This is a genomic window from Leucobacter sp. GX24907, from assembly GCF_053567335.1.
On sequence record NZ_JBSGPD010000003.1, the window covers coordinates 328,227 to 353,900 of the forward strand.

At 64.7% G+C, this 25,674-nt stretch carries 21 protein-coding genes; 10 read left to right on the plus strand and 11 right to left on the minus strand.

Annotated features, from left to right (window positions below; all coding sequences use genetic code 11):
* Window positions 1–33: 33 nt before the first annotated feature.
* Window positions 34–4,086, minus strand: a complete 4,053-nt coding sequence (locus tag ACUYV6_RS06630; RefSeq protein ID WP_449277865.1) for a DUF3418 domain-containing protein — start codon at window positions 4,084–4,086, stop codon at window positions 34–36.
* A gap of 159 nt (window positions 4,087–4,245) precedes the next feature.
* Here ACUYV6_RS06630 and ACUYV6_RS06635 point away from each other — a divergent pair, with 159 nt between their 5' ends.
* The 3 genes from ACUYV6_RS06635 (at window position 4,246) to argG (ending at window position 7,662) form a co-directional block, all read left to right on the plus strand.
* Window positions 4,246–5,082, plus strand: coding sequence for an aldo/keto reductase (locus ACUYV6_RS06635; protein WP_449277866.1), 837 nt, complete (start codon window positions 4,246–4,248; stop codon window positions 5,080–5,082).
* A 49-nt stretch (window positions 5,083–5,131) separates the two neighbouring features.
* A complete protein-coding gene (locus tag ACUYV6_RS06640) occupies window positions 5,132–6,115 on the plus strand; it encodes a malate dehydrogenase (RefSeq protein WP_449277867.1) in 984 nt (327 codons plus the stop codon).
* 125 nt (window positions 6,116–6,240) lie between these two features.
* Entirely contained in the window at window positions 6,241–7,662 is a 1,422-nt protein-coding gene (argG, locus tag ACUYV6_RS06645) for an argininosuccinate synthase (RefSeq protein ID WP_449277868.1), read from the plus strand.
* A gap of 66 nt (window positions 7,663–7,728) precedes the next feature.
* On the opposite strand, the gene ACUYV6_RS06650 is transcribed toward argG, so the two are convergent.
* Entirely contained in the window at window positions 7,729–7,977 is a 249-nt protein-coding gene (locus ACUYV6_RS06650) for a WhiB family transcriptional regulator (RefSeq protein ID WP_208239240.1), read from the minus strand.
* 217 nt (window positions 7,978–8,194) lie between these two features.
* Here ACUYV6_RS06650 and ACUYV6_RS06655 point away from each other — a divergent pair, with 217 nt between their 5' ends.
* A complete protein-coding gene (locus ACUYV6_RS06655) occupies window positions 8,195–8,665 on the plus strand; it encodes a hypothetical protein (protein ID WP_449277869.1) in 471 nt (156 codons plus the stop codon).
* A 38-nt stretch (window positions 8,666–8,703) separates the two neighbouring features.
* Here the strand turns inward: ACUYV6_RS06655 and bcp are convergent, their stop codons facing one another.
* A complete protein-coding gene (bcp, locus tag ACUYV6_RS06660; RefSeq protein ID WP_449277870.1) occupies window positions 8,704–9,177 on the minus strand; it encodes a thioredoxin-dependent thiol peroxidase in 474 nt (157 codons plus the stop codon).
* A 69-nt stretch (window positions 9,178–9,246) separates the two neighbouring features.
* Complete coding sequence (locus ACUYV6_RS06665) at window positions 9,247–10,731, minus strand: helix-turn-helix domain-containing protein (RefSeq protein ID WP_449277871.1); 1,485 nt, start codon at window positions 10,729–10,731, stop codon at window positions 9,247–9,249.
* Between the two features lie 246 nt (window positions 10,732–10,977).
* Between ACUYV6_RS06665 and aceB the strand changes: the two genes are divergently transcribed.
* From aceB to ACUYV6_RS06680, 3 genes are all read left to right on the plus strand, one after another.
* A complete protein-coding gene (gene aceB / locus ACUYV6_RS06670; RefSeq protein ID WP_449277921.1) occupies window positions 10,978–12,618 on the plus strand; it encodes a malate synthase A in 1,641 nt (546 codons plus the stop codon).
* A 141-nt stretch (window positions 12,619–12,759) separates the two neighbouring features.
* Window positions 12,760–14,355: an isocitrate lyase gene (locus ACUYV6_RS06675; protein ID WP_449277872.1), complete on the plus strand. Its 1,596-nt coding sequence runs from the start codon at window positions 12,760–12,762 to the stop codon at window positions 14,353–14,355.
* A gap of 194 nt (window positions 14,356–14,549) precedes the next feature.
* The gene (locus ACUYV6_RS06680) at window positions 14,550–16,766 is read left to right on the plus strand and encodes an NADP-dependent isocitrate dehydrogenase (RefSeq protein WP_449277873.1); all 2,217 of its coding nucleotides are present in this window, start codon (window positions 14,550–14,552) and stop codon (window positions 16,764–16,766) included.
* A 151-nt stretch (window positions 16,767–16,917) separates the two neighbouring features.
* On the opposite strand, the gene ACUYV6_RS06685 is transcribed toward ACUYV6_RS06680, so the two are convergent.
* The 3 genes from ACUYV6_RS06685 to aroA form a co-directional block, all read right to left on the minus strand.
* On the minus strand, window positions 16,918–17,898 hold the full coding sequence (locus ACUYV6_RS06685) for a hypothetical protein (protein WP_449277874.1): 981 nt from the start codon (window positions 17,896–17,898) through the stop codon (window positions 16,918–16,920).
* A 224-nt stretch (window positions 17,899–18,122) separates the two neighbouring features.
* Window positions 18,123–19,181: a ribosome small subunit-dependent GTPase A gene (gene rsgA / locus ACUYV6_RS06690; RefSeq protein WP_449277875.1), complete on the minus strand. Its 1,059-nt coding sequence runs from the start codon at window positions 19,179–19,181 to the stop codon at window positions 18,123–18,125.
* Window positions 19,178–20,629, minus strand: coding sequence for a 3-phosphoshikimate 1-carboxyvinyltransferase (gene aroA / locus ACUYV6_RS06695; RefSeq protein ID WP_449277922.1), 1,452 nt, complete (start codon window positions 20,627–20,629; stop codon window positions 19,178–19,180). The genes rsgA and aroA overlap by 4 nt, the downstream gene beginning before the upstream one ends.
* A 72-nt stretch (window positions 20,630–20,701) precedes the next feature.
* Between aroA and ACUYV6_RS06700 the strand changes: the two genes are divergently transcribed.
* Window positions 20,702–21,349 carry a sigma-70 family RNA polymerase sigma factor gene (locus tag ACUYV6_RS06700; RefSeq protein ID WP_449277876.1) on the plus strand — a complete coding sequence of 216 codons (648 nt, stop codon included), beginning with the start codon at window positions 20,702–20,704 and terminating at the stop codon, window positions 21,347–21,349.
* On the plus strand, window positions 21,346–21,606 hold the full coding sequence (locus ACUYV6_RS06705) for a zf-HC2 domain-containing protein (RefSeq protein ID WP_449277877.1): 261 nt from the start codon (window positions 21,346–21,348) through the stop codon (window positions 21,604–21,606). Before ACUYV6_RS06700 ends, ACUYV6_RS06705 begins: the two co-directional genes overlap by 4 nt.
* Here ACUYV6_RS06705 and ACUYV6_RS06710 read toward each other — a convergent pair.
* From ACUYV6_RS06710 to ACUYV6_RS06725, 4 genes are all read right to left on the minus strand, one after another.
* Window positions 21,563–21,964 carry a Fe-S oxidoreductase gene (locus ACUYV6_RS06710; RefSeq protein ID WP_449277878.1) on the minus strand — a complete coding sequence of 134 codons (402 nt, stop codon included), beginning with the start codon at window positions 21,962–21,964 and terminating at the stop codon, window positions 21,563–21,565. The genes ACUYV6_RS06705 and ACUYV6_RS06710 overlap by 44 nt on opposite strands.
* Window positions 21,964–22,845: an arginase family protein gene (locus ACUYV6_RS06715; protein ID WP_449277879.1), complete on the minus strand. Its 882-nt coding sequence runs from the start codon at window positions 22,843–22,845 to the stop codon at window positions 21,964–21,966. The genes ACUYV6_RS06710 and ACUYV6_RS06715 overlap by 1 nt, the downstream gene beginning before the upstream one ends.
* Before the next feature lie 71 nt (window positions 22,846–22,916).
* Entirely contained in the window at window positions 22,917–23,345 is a 429-nt protein-coding gene (locus tag ACUYV6_RS06720) for a hypothetical protein (protein WP_449277880.1), read from the minus strand.
* 78 nt (window positions 23,346–23,423) lie between these two features.
* Entirely contained in the window at window positions 23,424–24,200 is a 777-nt protein-coding gene (locus ACUYV6_RS06725; protein ID WP_449277881.1) for a DUF3097 family protein, read from the minus strand.
* A gap of 100 nt (window positions 24,201–24,300) precedes the next feature.
* On the opposite strand from ACUYV6_RS06725, the gene ACUYV6_RS06730 reads away from it, so the two are divergent.
* Entirely contained in the window at window positions 24,301–25,626 is a 1,326-nt protein-coding gene (locus ACUYV6_RS06730; RefSeq protein WP_449277882.1) for an MFS transporter, read from the plus strand.
* Window positions 25,627–25,674: the final 48 nt, after the last annotated feature.

The following is a 25,674-nucleotide window of genomic DNA, read 5'->3' on the forward strand; positions in this document are numbered from 1 at the left end:
TTCCGGGTCACCGGACGAGCTGCTCCGTGCGGATCAGAGCTCCCGCAGCACTCTCTGAATGCGCTGCAGCGACACCGGCTCCGCGGTGCGCAGCTGCTGCGCGAAGAGGCTGACTCGAAGCTCCTCGAGCAACCACCGAGCGCGCACGAGCGGTTCGGGGGCATCCTGGGGCAGTGGGATCGACCCGCCCGCATCTGCGAAGAGCGCCCGGGCACGATCCACTTCGTTCTGCCAGGCGCGGTCGCGGCCGGAGTTCTGCGACAGCGCCGCCATCCTCGCGGTCACCGCTGCAAGGTAGACGGGAACCCGTTCGAGGCGGGCGAGACCGGTGCGAGAGACGAAACCGTCGGAGCTGCCGCCGCCGTTCGCACCGGCGCCGGTGCCAGCGCCCGCTGCCCCGGCTCCGCGTGATCCTGCCCACACGAGCCCGTCGACCTGTTGTGACGCGTCGGCGACCTGGCCGAGCACTTGCATCGACTTCGCAGCATCGATGGCTTTGCGGGCGGTGCGGTTCGCGTCGAGTGTGCGCACCGTGAGGTCGATGGCGCCGTAGATCTCGTCGATGAGTGATCGCGCGTAGTCGTCCGCTGCGGCACGGAAGACATCCTCGCGCCAGATGAGTCCGTCGGCAGCGTGTCTCGCGATGACGCGATCAGCGACTGCGAGGCACACATCGGCGATCGCCAGGTCGACTGTGCGGTAGGGGCCTGCCGCGAGCAGGAGCTTCTCATGATTGGACAGGTGGTCGCGCACATAGCTTGCCGGTGAGGGGGAGCTCAAAGCGATGAGCCGGCGCACGCCGCGCCGGGAAAGCCTCGCCTGCTCGGCAGCATCGGCGACGAGTACGAGGTCGACACTGGTGCGCCGATCGACGAGGGCGGGGTACGCGCGCACGACTCCGGCACTGCCCGAACGCCCACGTGCGTATGCGCTGTCGACGTGGCGGGGCAGATCACCGAACGACCAATCCGTGGCACCGCTGCGTTCCAGATCGCTCTTCGGCAGCGCGGCCGCGGCGACCCGGGCGACACCGGCCGTCGCCTGCCGCTTGTGCGCGCGCTGCAGACTCGTGAGATCCTTGCCCGTTCCCAGCGTGCGCCCACGCGCGTCGACCACCCGGAACGTCGGGGTCAGGTGCGCGGGCAGTCGTGCCGGGTCGAAATCATCGGGAGAGACGATCACGCTCGTGCGGCGCCGAATCTCATCGGCGAGCAACTTCGTCAGCGCAGAAGCTTCGGATCCGCCCGCTGCGTTCGCGGCAAGCCTTGGTCCGACAGCCTCGAGCAACGTGCGCGCCCAGTCCGCCGCCGGAACGACATGCTTGCGGATCGACTTCGGGAGCGTCTTGATCAACCCCGTCACGAGTTCCTCGTGCATGCCGGGCACCAACTGATCGAACGCTGATCCTTCGAGCCTGGGGAGCAGGGGCAGCGGTACGGTGACCGTGACACCGTCGTCTTCCGCGGTCGGGTCGAAGCGATAGCGGAGCTTCAGCGTCTGATCGCCGTGCCGCCACTGCCGCGGGAACTCGCTCTCATCGACCTCCGCGGCATCGTCCTCGAGCAGATCGCTGCGACGCAGCCGCAGGAAGTCAGGGTGCGTCTGCTGTTTGCCTCGCCACCAGCCCTCAAAGTCCCGGGTTGAAGCGACTTCCGCGGGAATGCGGTCGTCGTAGAACTCGAAGACCGTCTCGTCGTCGCCGACGATGTCTCGGCGACGGGTGCGCTCCTCGAGCTGTTCGAGCTCGCGACGCAGCTGCCGATTTGCGCGGTCGAAGGCGTGCGGCGAGTCGCGCTCGCCGCCGTACCAGTCGCCCTCGACCAGTGCGTGGCGGATGAACAGCTCCCTCGCCTGAGGGAGGTCGAAGCGGGAGAGCTGAACCCGCCGCCGGTCGACGATCGGCACGCCGAAGAGGGTGACTCGTTCGTAGGCGACGGCTGCTCCCTGCTTCTTCTCCCAGTGCGGCTCAGAGATCTGCCGCTTCGCGAGGGGGCCGGCGAGCTCTTCAGCCCAGGCAGGGTCAACGACCGCATTCGACCGTGCGAAGAGTCGACTCGTCTCCACGAGTTCGATGCTCATGACCACTTCCGGGGGCTTCTTCGCAAGCACCGAGCCCGGGTAGAGGACGAAGCGGGTGCCGCGCGATCCGACGTACTCCTGGGCGGGCCGCCGCTTGACGGCCCCTGCGGCGGAACGCCCGCGTGACGGGACGCTGCGATCCTGCCGATCATCGCGCACGCCGAGCTGAGACAGGAGACCGGCGAGGATGGAGCGGTGGATCGCCTCGCTCGGGCCTCCCTCGCGAGTCTGCCGGCGCTCCGGTTTCGCGATTCGCGAGAGCTGACGGAACAGGTCCATCCATTCGCGTACGCGCAGGAAGTTCAGATACTCGGCCTTGCAGAGCCGTCTGAATGCGCTCGATGACAGCTCCCGTTGCTGCTCCTGCAGGTGATTCCAGAGGTTCAGCAGGGTCATGAGGTCGCCTTGAGGATCCGCGAAGCGGGCGTGGAGCTCGTCGGCTCGGCCACGCTCTGCTTGCGGGCGCTCCCTCACGTCTTGGATGGTCAGGCCGGCGACGATGGCGAGCACTTCAGGAACCGCGTCATGGCGCCGTGCTTCGATGACCATGCGAGCGAAGCGCGGCTCGATCGGCAGTCGTGCGAGTTCACGGCCGATCTTCGTGATCCGGTGGCTACCTGCGCTCTTGTGGCTGGCGCCGCGGCGCCGCGAATTGCGCGACTGCGAACCATGGCCGCGCGATCCTGCACCGCGCGATCCCGAACCTGCGGGGGCTTCCACCGCACCGAGTTCGGTGAGGAGCCCGAGCCCGTCGGAGATGCCGCGCTGATCTGGGGGAGTGAGGAAGGGGAACCTGGCGATGTCGCCGAGCCCCAATGAAAGCATCTGCAGGATCACGCTCCCGAGACCGGTGCGACGAATCTCGGGCTCGGTGAACTCGGGGCGGCTCTCGAAATCTTCCTCACTGTAGAGCCGGATCGCAATGCCGGGACTGGTGCGGCCGGAGCGGCCCGATCGCTGGTTGGCGCTCGCCTGCGACACCGCCTCGATCGGCAGACGCTGGACCTTGCTGCGGGCGCTATAGCGTGAGACCCGGGCGGTTCCCGCGTCGACCACGTATCGGATGCCCGGGACGGTCAATGACGTCTCTGCCACGTTCGTGGCGAGTACGATGCGGCGGGCCGCGGCGTTCGCCCCTGTCGGTCGTTCGAAGACACGGTGCTGCTCGGCAGCGCTCAAACGACCGTAGAGCGGAAGGATCTCGATCGGTCGAGCACGGTTCGCTCCGAGCCGGCCGCGCAGTGCGTCGGCTGCGTCGCGGATCTCGGCCTCACCGCTGAGGAACACGAGTACGTCGCCCGGGGCTTCGCGTCCCAGCTCCTCGACGGCGTCGCCGATGGCGTCGAAGAGGTCTCGCTCGATCTTCTGGGGCTCTTCTGCCACGAGCGGTCGGTAGCGCAGCTCCACCGGATACGTGCGACCGGAGACTTCGATGACCGGGGCTGGGATCTCAGTCTGGGGGTCGGCCGGATCAGGGAGCGCGAAGTGCTTCGCGAAGGACTCGGGGTCGATCGTCGCGGAGGTGATGATGACCTTGAGATCGGGGCGCCGGGGAAGCAGCGTCTTCAGGTACCCGAGCAGAAAGTCGATGTTGAGGCTGCGTTCGTGCGCCTCATCGATGATGATCGTGTCGTACGCGGTGAGATCGCGATCACGGTGGATCGCGTTGAGGAGGATTCCGTCGGTCATCAGGCGAATCCGAGTGTGCTCCGAGACTCGGTCTGTGAAGCGCACCTGGTACCCGACGAGATCGCCGAGATCAGAACCCAACTCGTCAGCGATGCGTTCGGCAATCGTGCGGGCAGCGATGCGGCGAGGCTGTGTGTGGGCGATGCGTTCGCGCCCCAGTGAAAGCGCGATCTTCGGGAGCTGGGTCGTCTTCCCCGAGCCGGTCTCACCGGCCACGATCACGACTTGATGGTCGCGGATGGCCGCCTCGATCTCATCTCGCATCTGTGAGACGGGCAGGTCTTCAGGGAAGGAGATGCGTGGCGGAAGGTTCGTCATGACCGTCCCATTATCGCGGTTCGAGTGGCCGCGCGTGCGGCGATCTGGCTTGATTGCCGAATGCGGCGCGCCTGGTGACTACATGGAGAAATGTGTATCTGCGGACATAGCATTGGGATGTCCGACCAAGAGACACGGCATTCGGGGGTTCGAAGGCACATGGACGCTATTCAGGTTCCAGCGGTGACGCTGAACGACGGCAACCGCATCCCACAGCTCGGTTTCGGCGTGTTCAAGGTCGAGGCCGACGAGACCGAGCGAGTCGTTTCTGACGCCCTCGAGGTCGGGTACCGGCACATTGACACCGCAATGATCTACGAGAACGAAGCGGCCGTGGGCCGTGCGATCGCGGCGAGTGGTCTTGACCGTGACGAGCTCTTCGTCACCACGAAGCTGTGGAACTCGGACCAGGCCGAACCTCACGCCGCCTTCGAGGCCAGTCTTGAGCGGCTGGGACTCGATCATGTCGACCTGTATCTCATCCACTGGCCGCAGCCGATGTTCGGTGAAGCACTCGGAGCTTGGCGCGGACTCGTCGAGATCTTGGGGTCGGGCAAGGCGACGTCTATCGGTGTTTCGAACTTCGAGATCGATCACTTGCGCGAGCTGATCGGCGAGACGGGAGTCGTTCCGTCAGTGAACCAGATCGAGCTGCACCCGATGCACCAGAGGCGCGAACTCGTCGAGTTCTGCCGTGAGCGCGACATCGCGATCGAGGCGTGGGGGCCGCTCGCCCAGGGCAAGTCCGATCTGCTGGAGCGACCCGAGGTCATCTCTGCCGCCCAGGCTCATGCCAAAACTGCTGCTCAGGTGGTGCTCAGGTGGCACCTCCAGCAAGATCGCATCGTGTTTCCGAAGACGACGCATCGCGAGCGCATGATCGAGAATGCTGATCTGTTCGACTTCACCTTGAGCGACGCGCAGATGAGTGCGATTGACAGTCTTGAGGTCGGTACCAATTTCGGGCCGGATCCCGATACCTTCGACGCCCGTTGACTCTACGGGCGTGACGTCGTACTGTCGGCGTACTAACGAAAGGCGTTCAATGACGAACACTCCTCTGACGATCACCCTTACCGGAGCCGGCGGACAGATCGGCTACGCCGTGATGTTCAGGATCGCGGCCGGCGACATGCTCGGCGCAGATCAGCCGGTGCGACTGCGGTTGCTCGAGATTCCTCAGGGTATGCGCGGTGCGGAGGGTGCGGCGCTCGAGCTGGTCGATTGTGCGTTTCCTTTGCTCGCCGACGTCGAGATCACCGATGACCCGAATGTCGCCTTTAGCGGGGCGAACCTCGCGCTGCTGATCGGGTCCCGGCCCCGCACCGCGGGGATGGAACGCAGCGATCTGCTTTCGGCCAATGGGGCGATCTTCGGGCCGCAGGGGCGCGCGATCAACGACAACGCGGCTGACGACGTGCGGGTCACTGTCGTCGGCAACCCCGCGAATACCAATGCGTACATCGCTCGGCAGCATGCGCCCGATGTGGGCGACGATCGTTTCAGTGCGCTCAGCCGCCTCGATCACAATCGCGCGGTCGGGCTACTGGCTGAGGAGCTTTCCGTGCCCGTGAGCGAGGTCGAGGGTGTGGCGATCTGGGGCAACCATTCCGCGACGCAGTACCCGGACCTCAGTCACGCGACAGTGTCGGGTCGACCGGCGCTGGATGCGGTCTCTGCCGGGTGGGCTCGGGGCGCCTACATCGATCGGGTCGCCAAGCGGGGGGCCGAGATCATCGATGTACGTGGTGGCTCGTCGGTGGCGTCTGCGGCGAACGCTGCGATCGCTCACGTGCGTGACTGGGTGCTCGGCACAGGCGGACGTCGTACGAGTGCCGCTGTGGTCTCGCACGGTGAGTACGGCGTGCCCGAAGGGCTCGTCTCGTCGTTCCCCGTCGTATCTGAGGGCGGAGCCTGGCAGATCGTCGGTGGACTCACGGTCGATGAGTTCTCGCAGGCCAGGATCGACGCCTCCGTCGAGGAGCTCGTGGCGGAACGCGAGGCGGTAGCCGAACTCGGCCTCCTCTGACGCTCAGTGGAGTTGACGCTGTGCGGCGCCGGCACCTAGCGCTGCCGGCGCCACCCAGTTCCATCGACTGGCGTAGTAACAGGGCGCGGCGTTCCGAGTGCCGTGCAGACCCTAGAATGGAACCTATGTCCAAGGTTCTTTCTTCTCTTCCCGTGGGCGAGCGCGTCGGCATCGCCTTCTCCGGCGGTCTCGATACCTCGTGCGCAGTCGCGTGGATGCGCGACAAGGGTGCTGTTCCCTGCACCTACACTGCCGATATCGGCCAGTACGACGAGCCCGACATCGACGGTGTCGCCAGTCGGGCGAAGGAGTACGGTGCCGAGATCGCACGGTTCGTCGACGCGAAGCGTCCGCTGGTCGAGCAGGGCTTCCTCGCGTTGCAGACCGGCGCGTTCAATGTGCGCTCGGGTGGGAAGACGTACTTCAACACCACTCCTCTCGGTCGCGCGGTCACGGGCACGCTGCTCGTTCGGGCGATGAAGGAGGACGGCGTCGATATCTGGGGCGATGGCTCCACCTACAAGGGCAACGACATCGAGCGCTTCTACCGCTACGGCCTCATGGCGAACCCGGCACTGCGCATCTACAAGCCGTGGCTCGACAAGCAGTTCGTGGAAGAACTCGGCGGTCGCCAGGAGATGAGCGAGTGGCTCGTCGCACATGGCTACCCCTACCGTGACTCGGCGGAGAAGGCATACTCGACGGACGCCAACATCTGGGGGGCGACCCACGAGGCGAAGCGACTTGAGTTCCTCGACACGGGCCTCGACATCGTCGAGCCCATCATGGGGGTCCCGGCTTGGCGTGAGGACGTCGAGGTCGCCACAGAAGAGGTGTCGGTGCGCTTCGAGGCAGGCCGTCCCGTCGCGATTAACGGCGTGGAGTTCGACGATCCGGTGGCTCTGGTCTACGAGGCGAACGCGATCGGTGGTCGTCACGGTCTCGGCGTCTCCGACCAGATCGAGAACCGCATCATCGAGGCGAAGTCGCGTGGTATCTACGAGGCGCCCGGCATGGCCCTCTTGCACATCGCGTACGAGCGGCTCGTGAACGCTATCCACAATGAAGATACGCTCACGAGCTACCACACCGAGGGGCGTAAGCTCGGCCGGCTGATGTACGAAGGCCGCTGGTTCGACCCGCAGGCGCTCATGCTGAGCGAGTCGCTGCAGCGCTGGGTCGGCACCGCGATCACGGGCGAGGTCACTCTGCGCCTGCGTCGCGGCGACGACTACACGATCCTCAACACCGAGGGGCCGAACCTCAGCTACCACCCGGAGAAGCTCTCGATGGAGCGCACTGTGGGAGCTGCGTTCGGACCCGAAGATCGCATCGGTCAGCTCACGATGCGCAATCTCGATATCGCCGACTCGCGTTCGCGCCTCGAGCAGTACGCAACGATGGGCCTCGTCGGTAGCTCGACTGCGGATGTCGTGGGCGAGCTCGAGGCAGGCGGTGCGGAGCAGATCGCCGATGCTGTGCCCGGCATCGACGAAGACGCGGACGAGCTCGGCTTGTCGGCCGCGTTCGACGCCGGCACCGACTGAGTCGCAATCGGCTCTCAGGCAATGAGAAAGGCCCCGGGTTTCCCCGGGGCCTTTCTCATTCGCGGCTTAGGATGCGCGGCGGGCGCGTGCGGCGCGGCGCTTGAGGGCGCGACGCTCGTCTTCGCTGAGGCCGCCCCAGACGCCGGAATCCTGGCCGGTGTCCATCGCATACTGCAGGCACATTTCGGTGACGGTGCAGCGAGCGCAGACCGACTTCGCACGCTCGATCTGGTCGACCGCCGGGCCGGTGTTCCCGACCGGGAAGAAGAGTTCGGGGTCTACGGTGAGGCAAGCAGCCTGTTCACGCCAATCCATGGTGTGTGTCCTCCTAGTAATGTGCGGTAGTACGCACACGGGACCTAGAGGCATGCAGCCTGATCTCGCGCCGTACCGTTACGTGAATGAGATTGCTCACGTCGGTGTGCGCGAAACTCGACGGAATATATAGTTCCATGTATGTAGTGGCAAATCAATAGTCAATTTGTTACCGACGGGTCATTTGCCCGTCATCCCTGAGTGCGGAGGAGTTTCCATGGGAGTGCCAGAGCGGGGCTTCGACGTCGATGTGAGCGAAGAAGAACGGCGGGCGGCGACGCGTGCACGCGGTGCGTGGCGGGTACTTTCGATGGTGCTGCTCATCGAGGTCATCGGGGGAGCGGTGCTGCTCTGGAGTGTGCTCAGCAGTTCGTTCGCGGCAACGGAGGATCCCTTCGCCCAGCGGCTGAGCATCCTGCTTGCTGCGGTGTTCGCGTTCATCTGGATCGCGGCGACGCTGTATGGGGCTGCGGCGCGTCGGGCCGGTTGGGCGCGCGGTTCTGCGATCACGATCCACGTGCTCATCTTTGCGGCGGGTACCGGTGTGCTGCAGGGCATCGTGGGTACCCCGTTGCTCGGTTGGGTGCTGGTCGTGCTGTCATTGCTCGGCTTCTTCGCCGCGGTGCTGGCTAGGCCCGACGTGCGAGGCAGCGAGCGGGGTAACGGCCTGAACTCGGCCGAAGGTTAGGCGCCGAAGCTGAGATACCGAAGCCGGCATACAGAAGTTCAGATGCCGAGCAGCTTCCGCACCCGCTCGACGTGTCCGGTCGCGCGTACGTTGTAGAGCGCATGCTCGATCTTGCCCGCGGGGTCGATCACGAAGGTCGAGCGGATGACTCCCTGCACGATCCTGCCGTAGTTCTTCTTCTCGCCGAATGCGCCGTAAGCGACGAGAGTCGCGCGTGAGGGGTCGCTGAGCAACGGGTAGTCGAGGCCATCGCGCTCGGCGAAGCGAAGCTGCTTCTCAGTCTCGTCCGGCGAGATTCCGAGCACGCGGTATCCGGCAGCGCGAAGCGGCTCGATGGAGTCCCGGAAGTCGCAGGCTTCCTTGGTGCAGCCCGGCGTCATCGCAGCAGGGTAGACGAAGAGGATGACGTGCTCTCCGCGCAGATCGGCGAGTGACACCGTGTTGCCGTGCTGATCGCTCAGCGAGAATTCGGGGGCGGTCTGACCGGGCTCGAGAATCACGCGTTCGTTCATGCGACCAGCGTAGCGGAGCCGAAAGGCCTCAGTCAGCCGAGCGGCTCCGTGCAGAGGAACACGCTGGGCTCACTCGTTGGCTTCGAGAAAGTCGTAGACCTCGTGGGCATCGACGCCGGGGAACGTGCCGGTCGGCAGGGCGGCCAGCAGACTGGTCGGAGAAGCGACCTCCGGCCAAGACGACGACTCCCACTTCTCGGTGAGGTGGTCGGACGCACGTCGGCAACACTGCTCGTCAGGGCAGAACGACCGAGTCCGCGAAGTCGTCTCCCGCCCGCGGAACCACTTCACATCGGCGAATCGCACGCCAACACTGACCGAGTAGAGGCCCTCGCGCGCCTTCTCGATGCGCGACGTGCACCAGTACGTTCCGCCCGAAGCCATATCGGTGTACTGGTACCAGGGATTGAAGCGGTCAGGTTGGGCGAATACTGTTCGCGCGGTCCAATTGCGGCACACGGTCGCACCTTCCAGGTTGCCGAGGGCGTCTGATGGGAACTGCACGCCGTCGTTCTCGTAGGCCTTGATGAGGGTGCCCGACTCGTGCGCCTTCATGAAGTGCACGGGCATGCCGAGGTGCCTCGTCGCAAGGTTCGTGAAACGGTGCGCCGCCATCTCGTAGGAGACGCCGAACGCATCGCGCAGATCCTCCATCGAAATCTCCTTACGCTTCTTCGCGTCGGAGAGCAGTTCGACCGAAGACCGCTCAGGCAGGAGCACGGCGCCGGCGAGATAGTTCGCTTCGACCCGCTGGCGGAGGAACTCGCCGTAATTGCTGGGCTCATGATGCTCGCATACGAGGCTCGCCAGGGCTCGCAGCACCGGGGTGCGCGGGTCGCGCGGAACACGATTGCCACCGAGGTAGATGCGGCCATTGCGCCGGTCGATGACGGATCGCGTCGAGTGCGGCAGATCCGGCACATAGTGCAGGCTGAAGCCGAGCTGCTCGGCGATGCGTGAAACGGTCTGCTGGGAGACGGGACCGGTGGTGTGGCCCGCACGCTCGAGCAAGTCGGCTGCGGCGCGTTCGAGATCCGCGAAGTAGTTGCCGGCTACACGCATCTCGGCGCGCAACTCGGTGTTCGCGCGTCGGGCCTCCTCGGGTGTGGCGGCGCGTTCACGATTCAGACGCTCGACCTCTTGGTGCAGACCGAGGATCGTGCGCAGCGTCTCGTCGCTCGTCGTCTTCGACACACGCACCGGTGGCAGCCCGAGGGAGGCGAACACAGGGCCGCGCTGCGCGCGCTCGACCGCGATCTCGAGAGCGGCTCGCTCGCTCGGCGCCTCTTCGGCGAGCAGATCATCGACAGTGACGTCCAGGGCAACGGCAATTGCACGCAGCACCGGGAGTCGTGGTTCGCGTTTGCCGTTCTCGATCGCGGAGAGCTGTGACGGTGAACGATCGACCTCTCCCGCGAGTTGCTCGAGAGTGAGCCCCAGCCGAATGCGCCGCTCGCGGATCCGGCGTCCGAGCGTGAGTGCATCACCCGGCTGCTCGTCAGCGACACCGCTGGCTGTTTGGGGAGCACGAGGAGGTGCGAGGTGCGAGTTCATGGCCCCATGCTGCCATGAACTTCGGTCGAACGGAAAAAGTCGTGAATTTCTCTTCAATATTTCTGACGGAAGCGCTTCAGTGCCGCTCAGGATGGAAACAACCGAAACAGTCCGCTCTCGTCTCCGGGAGAGGCGAACACAAAGGAGTGAACGTTGAATACACCGATCGCGACCATCGAGCGCCCGACAAGCACCACGACCCAGGCCAGCGGCACGACTCCGGCCGGCGCTGAAGCACCGGAATTCATGGCAACCGCGAAGCAGGCCGTCCCGAGTGCGCGGATCGAAAACATCGGTCCCAGCATTGAGCGAGGAGACGAGATCCTCACCCCTGAGGCGCTCGGCTTCCTTGCTGAACTCCATCTGCGTTTCGCGAACCGCCGACTCGATCGTCTCGCCGGCCGTCAGCGCCGCCGGTACGAGATCGGCATCGGCGCCGACCCGGCGTTCAGGGAGGACACCCGTCACATTCGCGAGGACATGAGCTGGCGTGTCGCCGGCCCTGGCCCCGGACTCGTCGATCGCCGCGTTGAGATCACCGGACCGACGGATCCGAAGATGACGATCAATGCGCTGAACTCCGGTGCGAACGTGTGGCTCGCCGATCAGGAGGACGCGACGAGCCCCACCTGGCGCAACGTCATCGGAGGTCAATTGTCGCTCTTCGACGCCATTCGCGGACAGCTCGAGTACACGGGCCTCGGCAGTGGGTCGACACCGGGCAAGCAATACCGTGTCACCGCAACCGAGACGCCCACGATCGTCATGCGACCGCGCGGGTGGCACCTCGCCGAGAACCATCTTCGTTTCGTCGATGCGCTCGGACGCAGCCAGGCCGCGTCAGGCAGTTTGGTCGACTTCGGTCTGTACGCGTTCCATAACGCGCAAGAGCTCGTCGCCCGTGGGCGCGGACCCTACTTCTACATCGCGAAGCTGGAATCGAGTGAAGAGGCGCGACTCTGGGACGATGTCTTCACCTACACCGAGCACGCGCTCGGCTTGGAGCACGGCACGATCCGTGCCACTGTGCTCATCGAGACGCTCCCAGCAGCCTTCGAGATGGAGGAGATCCTGTATGTGATGCGGGACCACATTGCGGGACTCAACGCCGGGCGATGGGACTACATCTTCTCGATCATCAAGAACTATCGCGGACGCGGCGCCAGGTTCGTGCTTCCCGATCGCAACGAGGTCACTATGACGGTGCCGTTCATGCGCGCCTACACTGAATTGCTCGTGCAGACGTGCCACAAGCGCGGGGCACATGCCATCGGCGGTATGAGCGCCTGCATTCCGAACCGCCGCGACCCGGAGGCGACGAAGCTCGCCGAGGAGAAGGTACGGGCCGATAAGCGACGGGAAGCCGGTGATGGTTTCGACGGCACCTGGGTGGCTCACCCCGATCTGATCCCGGTGGCTCGAGCCGAGTTCGATGCGGTACTGGGCGACCGCCCGCACCAGGTCGACCGGCAGCGCGACGACGTTCAGGTCACGGCGAAGGAGCTGCTCGATGTGCGTATCGGGCGAGGCGTTACCGACGCGGGGGTGCGTTCGAACGTTTCGGTGGCGATCCGGTACATCGAGGCCTGGTTGCGCGGTCAGGGCGCTGTGGCGATCGACAACCTGATGGAGGATGCGGCGACCGCCGAGATCAGCCGCTCGCAGATCTGGCAGTGGATCCACCAGGATCAGCGAACGGAGGAAGGTTCGCTGATCACGCGAGACGGCGTGCGCCGGATCGTTACCGAGACCCTCGCCGAACTCGAGCGATTCCCGGGTGATCGTTTCGATGCGGCAGCCGAGCTGTTTGCGGAGGTGGCGCTCGGAATCGACTTCCCGCCGTTCCTCACGGTTCCGGGATGCGAGCGGTATCTCCTCGACAGCTGATCCGCGCCGCCCGGTGAGGCGTTGGGCTTCCGCCCAGTAGAAATAGCACGAAAGTTTGCAAAGAAAAGTAGTCCGATCGGGCGATGTCGCTCCGAATAGTGGAACTACATCACAGCATCAACCAGGTGAAAGGCATGCACCATGAGCAGGTTCCAAGACGACATCGACGCCGTGCGGGCGCTGAAGGCGCAGCACGGGTCGCCGTGGGATGCGATCGACCCCGAGTCCGTCGCGCGCATGCGAGCTCAGAACCGGTTCCGCACCGGTCTGGAGATCGCGCAGTACACGGCAGACATCATGCGACGGGACATGGCGGAGTATGACGCCGACTCTTCCGTATACACGCAGTCGCTCGGTGTGTGGCACGGGTTCATCGGCCAGCAGAAGCTGATCTCGATCAAGAAGCACCTCAAGAGCACCAATAAGCGCTATCTCTATCTCTCCGGGTGGATGGTTGCAGCTCTTCGTTCCGAGTTCGGTCCGCTGCCCGATCAGTCGATGCACGAGAAGACCGCAGTGCCCGCGCTCATCGAGGAGCTGTTCACGTTCCTGCGGCAGGCCGACGCGCGGGAACTCGACCTCCTCTTCTCGCAGCTCGATGAAGCCCGGTCGGCCGGTGACGACACTTCGGCCGAGTTCATTCAGACTCAGATCGAGAACTTCGAGACCCATATCGTGCCGATCATCGCCGACATCGATGCGGGCTTCGGGAACCCGGAGGCCACCTATCTGCTCGCGAAGAAGATGATCGAGGCGGGTGCGTGCGCCATCCAGATCGAGAACCAGGTATCCGACGAAAAGCAATGCGGCCACCAAGACGGGAAAGTCACCGTTCCGCATGAGGACTTCATCGCGAAGATCAATGCGGTGCGCTACGCCTTCCTCGAACTCGGTATCGAGAACGGTGTCATCGTCGCCCGCACGGATTCGCTGGGGGCGGGACTCACCCAGAAGCTGGCGGTCACGCAGCAGCCGGGAGATCTCGGTGACCGCTACAACTCCTTCTTGGATGTCGAAGAGATCAGTGAGCAGCATCTCGGCAACGGAGACGTGGTCATCAAGCGAGATGGCAAGCTGTTGCGTCCGAAGCGACTCGTGAGCAACCTCTTCCGGTTCCGCCCTGGAACTGGCGAGGATCGTGTGGTGCTGGACTGCATCACCTCCCTGCGTCATGGGGCGGACCTGCTCTGGATCGAGACCGAGAAGCCTCATGTCGAGCAGATCGCAGGGATGGTCGACCGTATTCGTGAGGCGGAGCCGAACGCGAAACTCGTCTACAACAACAGCCCGTCGTTCAATTGGACGCTCAACTTCCGTCAACAGGTGTATGATCTGCTCTCGGAACAGGGCCAGGATCTCTCCGCCTACGATCGAGACGATCTCATGAGTGCGGACTACGACGGAACCGAACTCGCCCGGATCGCCGATGAGAAGATCCGCACATTCCAGAGCGATGGTTCCGCTCGTGCCGGAATCTTCCATCACCTCATCACCCTTCCGACCTACCACACCGCGGCACTCTCGACGGATAACCTCGCGCAAGGGTACTTCGGGGCCGAGGGCATGCTCGCCTACGTTCGCGACGTGCAACGGCAGGAGATCCGGCAGGGGAACCCCACCGTGAAGCATCAGAACATGGCTGGCAGCGACATTGGCGACAACCACAAGGAGTACTTCGCCGGGGAGGCGGCGCTCAAGGCCGGTGGTACAGGAAACACGATGCATCAGTTCGCGTGATCGAGAGGCGAAGATCATCGGGTCAGCGTCGTGTCACTGACGCGACACCATCGCAACAATGATGAAGTAATCGGCGTGGCCTCGGGGAGTGTTTTCCCGAGGCCAAGTCTCTTGATGTCAAGATATTTTTGGGCCGAGTGCGCTAGCATTAGAGGTGGAAAATCGCGCAGCAAAGACCTGGAGGATTACGAGACTTGACCGACTCCGCCATCATTTACACCCACACCGATGAGGCACCGGCGCTGGCTACGGCCTCCTTCTTGCCGATCGTCCAGGCATTCACGCGTTCTGCGGACATCGCCTTCGAGACCCGCGACATCTCGCTGTCGGGGCGAATCCTCGCGGCCTTCCCCGAGCGGTTGACCCCGGAACAGCAGGTGGGCGATGCCCTCGCCGAGCTCGGCGGACTCGCGACTCTGCCCGAGGCCAATATCATCAAGCTGCCGAACATCTCTGCCTCGATTCCGCAGCTCAAGGCTGCGATCGGGGAGCTGCAGGCGCAGGGGTTCGACATCCCTGATTATCCCGATGAGCCCGAGTCGCTCGAGCAGAAGGACGTCCGTGCGCGTTACGACCGCATCAAGGGCTCGGCCGTGAACCCGGTGCTGCGCGAGGGCAACAGCGACCGTCGTGCTCCCGCCTCGGTCAAGAACTACGCTCGCAATCACCCGCACGTCAACAAGCCCTTCGCCGAGGGATCCAAGACGCGCGTTGCCACGATGGGGCACGACGACTTCAAAGCGAATGAGAAGTCGTGGGTTGCCGCGCATGACGACGTGTTGACGATTCAGCACATCGCTGAGGATGGCACGCAGACCGTACTCAAAGACGATCTCAAGGTGCTTCCTCGTGAGGTGGTCGACGCTACTTTCCTCTCGGCCCAGGCGCTTGACGAGTTCTTGAGCGAGACCCTCGCCGCTGCCCAGGCCGATGACGTGCTCTACTCGGTGCACCTCAAGGCGACCATGATGAAGGTCAGCGACCCCATCATCTTCGGCCATGTCGTCAAGGTCTTCTTCCAGCGCGTCTTCGAGCAGCATGGCGCGGCACTCGAAGCAGCTGGTCTGACCCCGAACGACGGTCTCGGATCCATCCTTGCAGGGCTGGCAGATATTGCCGGCGGCCAGGAGATCGCCGCTGAGTTCGCAGCGGCGATCGAACAGGGCCCGCGCCTGTCTTACGTCAATAGCGATAAGGGCATCACCAATCTGCACGTGCCGTCCGACGTCATCGTCGATGCCTCGATGCCCGCACTCATCCGCAATGGTGGCAAGCTCTGGGGCGCAGATGGCGATGAGGCCGACACGATCGCGGTGATCCCGGATTCCTCGTATGCGGGTGTCTACCAGGCGGTTATCGATGACGTTATCGAGCACGGTCCGCTCGATCCCGCAACCATCGGCACCGTGCCGAATGTCGGCCTCATGGCGCAGGCCGCCGAAGAATACGGCAGCCACGACAAAACCTTCGAGATCGCCGCTCCAGGCACGGTGCAGGTTGTCAACGGCGACGGCGACGTCGTCATCGAGCACGAGGTCGGCGCGGGAGACATCTGGCGTGCGACGCAGACCAAGCACATCGCGGTGATCGACTGGGTCAAGCTCGCTGTGAACCGAGCACGCATCACCGGCGTGCCGGCCGTGTTCTGGCTCGATGTGAATCGGGCGCATGATGCGCAGCTCATTGCGAAGGTGCACCAGGCGCTCGCGACGCTCGATGCGACGGGCGCTCAGATCGCGATTCTCGCACCGCAGGAGGCGACTCGCTATACGCTGAGCCGTCTGCGCCGCGGGGAAGACACCATCTCGGTGACCGGCAACGTTCTGCGCGACTACCTCACCGACCTCTTTCCGATTCTCGAAGTGGGTACGAGCGCGAAGATGCTGTCGATCGTCCCGTTGCTCGCGGGCGGAGGCCTGTTTGAGACCGGTGCCGGTGGTTCCGCCCCGAAGCACGTGCAGCAGCTGCTCGAGGAGGACTACCTGCGCTGGGATTCGCTCGGCGAGTTCTTCGCCCTTGCGGCTTCGCTCGAGCACTTCGCCGATTTCGCCGGGAACGACGGGGCTCGGGTCCTGGCTGCGGCGCTCGACCGGGCGACAGGAACCTTCCTTGAGCAGGATCGCTCGCCCGGTCGCAAGCTCGGCACGATCGATAACCGGGGGAGCCACTTCTATCTGGCCCTGTATTGGGCGCAGGAGCTTGCTCAGCAGTCGGATCATGCGGAGCTGGCAGCGGCCTTCGGTCCGGTGGCCGAACAGCTTGCTGAGCACGAAACGCAGATCGTCTCGGAGCTGAATGCGGTGCAGGGATCGCTCGCGGACATTGGCGGCTATTACCGTCCGGACCCTGAGCGTGTGGCCCAGGTGATGCGCCCGTCGTCGACGTTGAACGGCATCATCGACGGAATCTAACTTACGCCGGTTCAGCTCCCGGGATCGAGCTGTCGGGGTCCAGCTGAACCGACGCATTCCGCAATGCGGCACGAATTGCTCTCCTAACCTATGGGTAGCAGCAATTCGTGCCGCATTACTTTGTGTCTGAAGTGATGCGGCGGGCGTTGCTTCATCCGGCCCAGCCTCCTCGACGCAGCGCAGCCGCGACGCGAGCGACTAAACGGGTCGGGTAACGTTCCAGCGCACGTGTGACTTGGATGACCTCCCAGCCGGCGTTGCGTAGAGCTTCCACTCGTTCGATGTCCTGCGCGTAGCTGCTCTCGTGCATGAGGCCGTGATACTCGGTGATGACCCGATACTTCTTAAAGACCATGTCAGCGCAGGCGATGAAGAACCCCTCCCTGTCGTAGATGTCGACATTCAATTCTGGATCGGGGAGTCCCGCAGTGACGAGGATGACCCTGGTACTGGATTCCTTGGGCGACCAGGAGTCTTCACGTATCAGGGACAGTGCCTCACGCAGACGAGTCATGCCTTTCCATTGCCCAAGGCTGACAGCTTGTTTCAGCTCTTCGACTGTTGCGACCGGGGCTCTGCCCACGTGTCGGCGGCCGTGCCCTCCGCGGTACTTTCGGACAAGCGCGTCTCCAGCTGCGACTAGATCCGTGAGGCACAGGTTGCCCAGCATCGCAAACGTGGACGCAGGGTCGGTGACCGGGAACCCGTGTACGACGGTGACTTGGGTGCGCGACGCGTTCAGTGCGTGACCGAAGACTGGCACTGTGCCGGCGCGGATGCGTGGTGCGCTCTGGGGCCTGAGCGTGCTCAGGTGGAGTTCTGGCGTGCACAGGTGAGGCTGCGGGATCTGCCAGAGGAACGCGGCGCTCCGGTGACTGAAAAACTGTCCTGGAACCAGACGCTTCGACAACGCGTCGATGAGTTCGAGCTCAAGATGCTTCGCACGGGCAAAGCAGTCCCCGCTATGACTGGTGCCGGGTGTGGAGGACGAGTGTTTCGCGCGCACGCCGTGGAAGGGCTTCTCGAGGTTGCGGTTCCGGAGGCGGCCCTGAGAAACACCGGAGGCGCGTGCTTCGGCGACGGAGAATGTGGTTCCGAGACGCTGAGGGAGTGGCTGTGATGAGCGGGGCATGGCATCCACCCTGGGACCCGGCGATGGAGTCTGAGTGTCTGTGCACAGCGTGAACTGGTCGCTGCAATCTAATGGGGCGCAAATGGTGCTTGTGGAGCGGGTCAAGGAGCGATTCGTGCCGCATTCCCGCCGTAAATTCGTGCCGCATCTCCCACGGTAGAGGAGAATGCAAGCGGCAGGCGCGGGCGAGCAACTGCTCGGCGTGAAGACCGCCTGAGCAAGACCTACTTCAGAAGTCGGCGGAGCGAGTCGACCCGCAGCGCGCCCGCCTCGTCAAGTCGCCCATCGGTGATGGCGGCGTCGAGTTCGCAGTCGGGAGCATCTTCCTGGTGCGTGCACCCGCGCGGGCAGAGTTCAATGAGCTCAGCGAGGTCTGTGAACCCACGCAGCACGGCATCGCCGGTGACATGGCCGAGCCCGAAGGAGCGTACCCCCGGAGTATCGATGACCCAGCCGGTCTCACCGTTGGGACTGCCCGGAGTCTTGGCACGGTACGCGATCGACGACGACGAGGTGTGTCGTCCGCGTCCGGTCACCTCGTTGACATGCCCTGTTGCTCGCTGCGCCTCAGGAACGAGCACGTTGATGAGTGTCGACTTGCCGACTCCGGAGTGACCGACGAACACCGTGGTCTTTCCGGCAAGCATCTCGCGGATCTTCGCGGCCGGTTCCCGACCGGGGGCCGACTGCAGCACCGGCACTTCGAGTGCGTGGAAGTGATCGAGGAACGGTGCCGGATCGGCCTGGTCGACCTTTGTCATACAGAGGATGGGCTCGATGCCGGCGTCATAGGCGGCGACCAGGTACCGGTCGACGAGGCGCACACGGGGTTCGGGGTTCGTCGCGGCGACGACGATGAGCATCTGGTCGACGTTCGCGACCATGACCCGCTCGACAGTGTCACTGTCGTCGGCGCTGCGACGCAGCATCGTGCGACGGTCCTCCAACCCGACCACGCGCGACAGGGATCCTTCGTCACCGCTCGTGTCGCCCACGAGCTGGACTCGGTCGCCGATGACGATCGGAGTGCGTCGCAGCTCCCGTGCGCGTGCCGCGAGTACCGTGCGCTCGCGCGAATCCGACTGATCGGCGCCAGCACTCACGAGCACGGTGTACCGGCCCCGGTCGACCCCGGTCACCATGCCGATGACGGCGTCCGAGTGTTCAGGGCGACGCTTGGTGCGAGGGCGGTTCGCCTTCGGATTCGGACGCTCTCGCACCGCATGGTCGGCGTACTCGGCATAGGGGTCGTCCGGATCATCGTCGAGGCTCAGCCAACTCATCCCCAGTACGGCCCTGCCTCGGGTTCGGGCAGATCGAAGAGAAGCGGATCCGCAGATGTAGCGCCGCCATTCAGCTCGTGCTGCGGGCCAGATACTGCTGCAGAGTCCTGTCCGAGCATTCGGGCCCACAATTCTGGAAAGTCGGGGAGTGTCTTCGACGTGCTGGCGATGTCTTCGACTTCGACTCCGTCGACGCGCAGCCCGATCAGGGCGCCGGTGGTCGCCATGCGGTGGTCGGCATAGCTGTGCCAGACGCCTCCGTGCAGGGGGGCGGGGCGAATCGCGATGCCGTCCTCCAACTCGTCGACATCGCCGCCGAGTCCGCGAATCTCAGCCACGAGGGCGGCAATGCGGTCGGTCTCATGGTGGCGAATGTGACCGATGCCGGTGATCTCGCTGGGTTCGTCGGCCAAGGCTGCGAGGCCGACGAGGGTCGGAGCAAGTTCGCCTGCCTCGGGAACGTGCAGATGCACCCCCCGGATGGTTCCGTTTCCGGTCGCTGTGAGGACCCCATCGTCGAGGGCGACGTCCGCGCCGAACTCCGGCAGTATCTGCCGGAGCCGGTCGCCGACCTGCGTCGTGGTGTCGGGCCAGTTCGGCACGCTCACGCTCCCTCCGGCCACGAGTGCGGAGGCGAGGAACGGTGCTGCGTTCGAAAGATCCGGTTCGATCACGAGATCGCGGGCTCGGATCGGACCGGGCTGCACGCGCCATTCGCCGGGGGTCGGTGAATCGGCGATGGCGCCGCGAGCGCGAAGCGTCTCGAGCGTCATCTCGATGTGCGGCACGCTCGGCAGACGGTCGCCGATATGCACGACATGTGCGCCTTCGTCGAAGCGCGGAGCCGAAAGTAGCAGTGCGGATACGAACTGGCTGGAGAGCGACGCGTCGACTTCGACTCGTCCGCCGCGCAGCGAGCCACGCCCGTGCACGGTGAACGGCAGTGCTCCGCGGCCTTCATCGGCGATGTCGGCGCCGAGCGAGCGCAATGCGTCCAATACGGGGCGCATCGGACGCTTCCTCGCATGCGGATCGCCGTCGAATGCGACCGGTCCGAGTGCAAGGGCCGCGACTGGAGGAACAAAGCGCATGACTGTTCCCGCGAGACCGCAGGCGATCGAGGTGGACCCGGTCAGTTCCTCAGCGGGGGTGATGCGCAGGTCGGGGACTGCCGGATCGCCGCCGGGGATTCGCTCGATGTCGACTCCGAGGTTTTGCAAAGCATCGATCATCAGTGCGGAGTCTCGTGAATGCAGCGGTGCCCGCAGCACACCGGGGCCATCTGCGAGAGCCGCGAGTACGAGCTCCCGGCCGGTGAGTGATTTCGAACCAGGCAGGTGCACCCGCGCGTCGAGCGACTCCAGCGCAACGGGGGCCGGCCAGTGGGCTGCGGCCTCGTCGAGGGCCTCGCCTCCGCGTACCCCGTCGTCGTCCTTCCGGGAGTTCATCTTCGCTTCAAACACGATTCCGAGTCTACTTCGCTCACCGCAGTCGCGGGCGGTGCCAGTAGTGTGGACCACGTGAGTGTCAGGGATGCGAGGGATACGGTCGAGCGAGAAGCGGGTTCTCGAGCAGAGGAGCGCTTCTCTCGTGATGCGCTGCCGCTGCTCGACCAGCTGTACGGTGCTGCGATGAAGATGACGCGGAATCCGCAGGATGCTCAGGATCTGGTGCAAGAAACATATCTCAAGGCTTATGCAGCTTTCGACCGCTTCGAGGAGGGCACGAACCTTCGAGCCTGGCTCTACCGCATCATGACCAATACCTACATCAACGGCTACCGGAAGCGCCAGCGGGAGCCCTACCTGGGGGCGGTCGATGAGCTGGAGGATTGGCAACTCGGCGGAGCCGAATCGACTACGGCCACCTCCGCGCGTTCGGCCGAGGCCGAGGCGATCGATCGGACGCCGGCCTCAGTCGTCTCGGAGGCGTTGAACGCGTTGCCCGAAGATTTCAGGCTTGCCGTCTATCTCGCGGATGTCGAAGGCTTCAGCTACCGCGAAGTCGCGGAGATCGTCGGAGTGCCGATGGGCACGGTGATGAGTCGCCTCCACCGCGGGCGCAGCCGACTGCGGAAGACGCTTGGGGAATACGCCAGGGAGCAGGGCGTTGGACTCAGTACGGACGATGATACGAGCGAACGGGAACAGAAGGGATCGGGGCAGTGAGCGACTGCGGATGCACCACAGCGAAGGCGAAGCTCTACGAGTTGCTGCGGGGCGAGTTGTGCGCAGAGGAGTCGGCGCCGATCCGTGAACACCTGGAAGCCTGCCCGGACTGTCGAGACGAGCAAGCCGTCTGCATCAACCTCACGGAGGTGCTGCGTCGAGCCTGCGCCGAGGAACGGGATGGCAACTGCCCGCCCGAGGAGCTCAGGGACGCTATTCTGAGCGCGCTGCGCGAGGACGCGCCCCGGACTTCTTGACGTAGCCACCATCGGCGAGACCAGCTTCGATTTCGAAGCGGTTCTTCAACGGGTCATTGCCGGCGAGGAAATAGAGGAGCGGCATGGCGAAACCGTATCGGCGCCACTGCTGCTGATGCACTCGCTCGTGCCGGAGTACGCGCGGCCCAGCATTGTCGCGGGTGAGATAGCAGCCGCCCACGCAGACCCCGCCGCGGCGGAATGCCCAACGGGGGAGTCCGCGGAACACCCAGAGGCCGTCGACCCGTTTCACCGGTCCGGTGCTGAGCAATCCGCCCCAGGCAAAACCGACCGCGGTCGCGAAGAGATAGCCGGCATTCGCCAAAGGCCAGGGGCGCCGATGTCCGGCCTCGCTCATCATCGTCGCCGTCCTGAGGAGAGTGCTCCGAGTACCCGGAGCACTGTCGGGATGTGCTCGGTGGCGTGGGCACGGTTCGCTGGCTGGAATCCGCTGATCGACGCGCCGGCGAGCGGAAGTTCGGCCGTTGCCGCGCGGATTGCGCCGGTAAGTTCCGCAAGCCCGAGGCCGAACGGCATCGGGGCTGCGACCGCGCTGAACTCCGCGGGATCCAAGACATCCAGGTCCACATGCACGTACAGATGCGTGGTGCCGTCAGAGTTCAGCGCCGCGCGGACTTCGTCGACGAGCTGGGCAGCCTCAGCGGCGGGAGTTTCCGGAGCGCCGAGGGATCCGGAGAGCATCCTCATTCGGAGGCGTTCGGTCTCGGAAGCCTCTTCTCCACCGAGGGACCGCGCCCCGATGAGGGAGACTCGCTCAGGAGGAAGCGGGGAACTGAATCGAAGGTCTTCGCACCCGTCCCCGAGTGCGTGGCGGAGCACCATGCCCGAGGCGGCTCCGGACGGCGAGGTGCTGGGATGCTCCATATCTGCGTGAGCGTCAAACCACAGCACCGAGACCTGTTCCGTGCCGTGACGGTGCAGCGCGGCCTCGAGGCCCGCGAGTGCTGATGAGCAGTCACCTCCGACGGTGACCGGGGCGGTGTTCGCAGGCAGCCCTTCGATGACTTCTCGAGCGGCCTCTCGCGCGCTGATGATGCTGCTCAGACGCGCGACCGGGGTGCCGAGCGTGTCTCCGGCTTCGAGCGGGACTTCGATGAATCGCGTTGCGGCGGAGGGAAGATCTTCACGCAGCACCTCTGCGCCTTCGACCAGCTGCATCGCTCGTGAGGAGGGCGAGCCCTGCCAGAGTGGCATGAACAGGAATGCGAGATCAGTCACGTCATCCTCCCCGTCGGGTGACCTCTGGCGGCACCGATCTTAGGCTGCTCCGATCTTACGCGGATCTGACCTTACGGTGCGCCGAGACCGGAACCGCACCGCAGTGCGGAAGCAGGTAGGCCGTGCACACGAGTGAGGCGATCGGTGAGCGGACCCCACTGCTCGGCATCGCCGGCGAACCAGACCTGTGGTGTCGGTACGGAGCTGTCTGACTCGCACAGCATCTCACTCGCCCACGCCTCGACTGCCACCTGGGCTGCCTCATGCGGGTGCGCGCCGAGTGGCGTGCGGAGCACCGTTGCACTGAGCCGCGGAGGCAGTTCGAGGGTCGGCACGTCGTCGCCTGGTGCCGCCAGGATGAACACGCGGCCGTGCGCACAAATCGGCAACATCTGCAGGGTCAGGCGCACGTCATCGAGATCCCGACTCGTCGCGACGACGAGGTACGCCGGAATAGCTCGCGTAACTGCGCGGCGAAGGCGTCGGGATGAGATGGTCATGATGACTTCAGTTTAGCTGAGGCTGGCCTTACAAGAGAAGAGCGATGGACGAAAATCCTTCGCGGATTCTTTGCGGAATCAATCGACGGTCACGAAATCGATGAGATGCTCGACCCTGCCAACGAGTTCTGGCTCAAGATCGCGGAAGCTGCGTACCCTGCCACGAATCCGTGACCAGGCCTCTCCGATATCTGCTGGGCTTTCTGCAGGCCACCCCAGCACCCGACAGATTCCCGTCTTCCACTCGATGCTGCGGGGAATCTCCGGCCAGGCGGAAAGTCCGACGCGCTCAGGCTTCACCGCCTGCCAGATATCCACGAAGGGGTGCCCCACGATCAAGACATGGTCGCGGTGCGGGCCCGATGCGATCCGCTCGGCGATCCTCGTCTCCTTGCTGCCCCGCACCAGATGGTCGAGCAGCACTCCGGCGCGTCGGCCGGGCCCGGGCGCAAACTCCGTGAGTACTTCTTCCAGATTATCGGCGCCTTCCAGCAGTTCGACGACGACGCCCTCCACACGCAGGTCCGCTCCCCAGACCTGCTCGACGAGCTCAGCGTCGTGACGTCCCTCGACGAAGATACGACTCGGCATGGCCACGCGTGCTCGCTGCTGCTCTACGGCGAAGGAACCCGAGGCCGTGCGTCGGCGGCCCGCGGTTTCCTTCTTCGGCATCGCGAGCACCACGGGCTCGCCCTCATCGAGGAATCCATCGGTCATCGGGAAGGCGCGTACCTGACCGCCGAAGTCTTCAAGCTTCACGACACCCTGCCCGGCGCCGACGACGGCCCCGCAGTATTCGGTCTCGGTGTGTTCGAGCACCAGACCGCGTCGCAGTACGAGCGTGCGCCGTCGCATGGGCCCTCGTCGGGGCCGCATACGCGCAACGGGGTCGGAGTCATACCGCTCATCGAACACGGAGAAGAGCTTAGGGGATCGACGATGATAGCGTGCACGAGTGAGCGAAGCACGGGGCAGACGGAAACGGGCCGCTTCGTTATTTCTCGATATCAGCCCGCTGCGCGCGAGTCCCGAGTTCGCGAAGTTGTGGATCGGCACATCCGTCGCGCAGATCGGAGCTCAGGTCACGGTGGTCGCCGTGGGGCTGCACGTCTACGAGATCACCCGCTCGACGTTCGCCGTGGCGCTGGTGGCGCTGTGGGCACTCGGTCCGATGATCATCGCGGGCATCGTCGGCGGCGCGTTGGCCGACCTCTTCGATCGACGCGTCGTCGCGCTCATTACTGCATCGGTCTCTTGGGCGGGAATCGTGACGATGACGGCGATCGCGGCGCTCGGCATCGAGACGGCCTGGGCCTATTCCGCACTCGCCGCGGTGATCGCCGCCTCCGCGACGATTATCGGCGCCGCACGCGGAGCCATCGTGCCGCGCTTGTTGCCGCCGCGACTGCTGCCGGCCGCAGCGGCCCTCAACGGCATCACGATGGGAATCGCAGTGACCGTCGGGCCCGCAATCGCCGGTGTGCTGGTCGCAAGCGCCGGCTTCGCCTGGACGTATCTGCTCGACGCCGTTCTCTTCTCCGGAGCGTTTCTCGGGATACTCTCCTTGCCGCCCATGCGTCCCGAACGCGCTGAGAACGCTCCTCGCCCATCTCCTCTCGGTTCCTTCGTCGACAGCTTGCGCTTCCTGCGCCGTGCCCCGAACGTGCGCGCCACATTCATCTTTGATCTCGTCGCGATGACCTTCGGCACACCGCGGGTCGTGTACCCTGCGGCCGGCGCGCTCGTGCTCGGCGGCGGCGCGACGACGGTTGGAGTCCTCACCTCCTCCTTCGCGATCGGAGCACTGCTCAGCGGGTTGTTCTCCGGACCGCTCGGCGCAGTCCGGCGGCAAGGCCGTGCAGTCACCTTCGCCATCGCGGCATTCGGAGCCTTCACCGTGTGCTTTGGAGTTGTGCTCCTCATGACCGAGGTGCTGCAGGGGGGCGAGGCCCCCCGAACGGTCGTGTTGCCTGCTCTATTTCTCGCCTGCGTCGCGCTCGCCGGCTGCGGAGCGAGTGACAACGTGAGCGCGGTGTTCCGCACCACGATTCTGCAGGCTGCAGCCCCTGACGACGTGAGAGGGCGCATGCAGGGCATCTTCTACGTCGTCGTCGCGGGCGGACCGCGTATCGGCGATCTCGTCGCCGGTGCGCTGGCAACCGTGATCGCGATCTGGGCCCCCGCGCTCGTCGGCGGAGTGCTGATCGTTGCGATCATGCTGATGATGCTGCGCGTGTACCGTGGATTCCAGCGTTACGATGCGCTGCACCCGGAGCCCTGAGTCGTTGCGGGTGAGATGCGTCAAGAGCAGCGGACGCTGTGCGAACTG

Coding starts and splice junctions, on each gene's coding strand:
- ACUYV6_RS06630 (WP_449277865.1), bottom strand. CDS start 4,086: ATGACGAACCTTCCGCCACGCATCTCCTTCCCTGAAGACCTGCCCGTC.
- ACUYV6_RS06635 (WP_449277866.1), top strand. CDS start 4,246: ATGGACGCTATTCAGGTTCCAGCGGTGACGCTGAACGACGGCAACCGC.
- ACUYV6_RS06640 (WP_449277867.1), top strand. CDS start 5,132: ATGACGAACACTCCTCTGACGATCACCCTTACCGGAGCCGGCGGACAG.
- argG (WP_449277868.1), top strand. CDS start 6,241: ATGTCCAAGGTTCTTTCTTCTCTTCCCGTGGGCGAGCGCGTCGGCATC.
- ACUYV6_RS06650 (WP_208239240.1), bottom strand. CDS start 7,977: ATGGATTGGCGTGAACAGGCTGCTTGCCTCACCGTAGACCCCGAACTC.
- ACUYV6_RS06655 (WP_449277869.1), top strand. CDS start 8,195: ATGGGAGTGCCAGAGCGGGGCTTCGACGTCGATGTGAGCGAAGAAGAA.
- bcp (WP_449277870.1), bottom strand. CDS start 9,177: ATGAACGAACGCGTGATTCTCGAGCCCGGTCAGACCGCCCCCGAATTC.
- ACUYV6_RS06665 (WP_449277871.1), bottom strand. CDS start 10,731: ATGAACTCGCACCTCGCACCTCCTCGTGCTCCCCAAACAGCCAGCGGT.
- aceB (WP_449277921.1), top strand. CDS start 10,978: ATGGCAACCGCGAAGCAGGCCGTCCCGAGTGCGCGGATCGAAAACATC.
- ACUYV6_RS06675 (WP_449277872.1), top strand. CDS start 12,760: ATGAGCAGGTTCCAAGACGACATCGACGCCGTGCGGGCGCTGAAGGCG.
- ACUYV6_RS06685 (WP_449277874.1), bottom strand. CDS start 17,898: ATGCCCCGCTCATCACAGCCACTCCCTCAGCGTCTCGGAACCACATTC.
- rsgA (WP_449277875.1), bottom strand. CDS start 19,181: ATGAGTTGGCTGAGCCTCGACGATGATCCGGACGACCCCTATGCCGAG.
- aroA (WP_449277922.1), bottom strand. CDS start 20,629: ATGAACTCCCGGAAGGACGACGACGGGGTACGCGGAGGCGAGGCCCTC.
- ACUYV6_RS06710 (WP_449277878.1), bottom strand. CDS start 21,964: ATGAGCGAGGCCGGACATCGGCGCCCCTGGCCTTTGGCGAATGCCGGC.
- ACUYV6_RS06720 (WP_449277880.1), bottom strand. CDS start 23,345: ATGACCATCTCATCCCGACGCCTTCGCCGCGCAGTTACGCGAGCTATT.
- ACUYV6_RS06725 (WP_449277881.1), bottom strand. CDS start 24,200: ATGCGACGGCGCACGCTCGTACTGCGACGCGGTCTGGTGCTCGAACAC.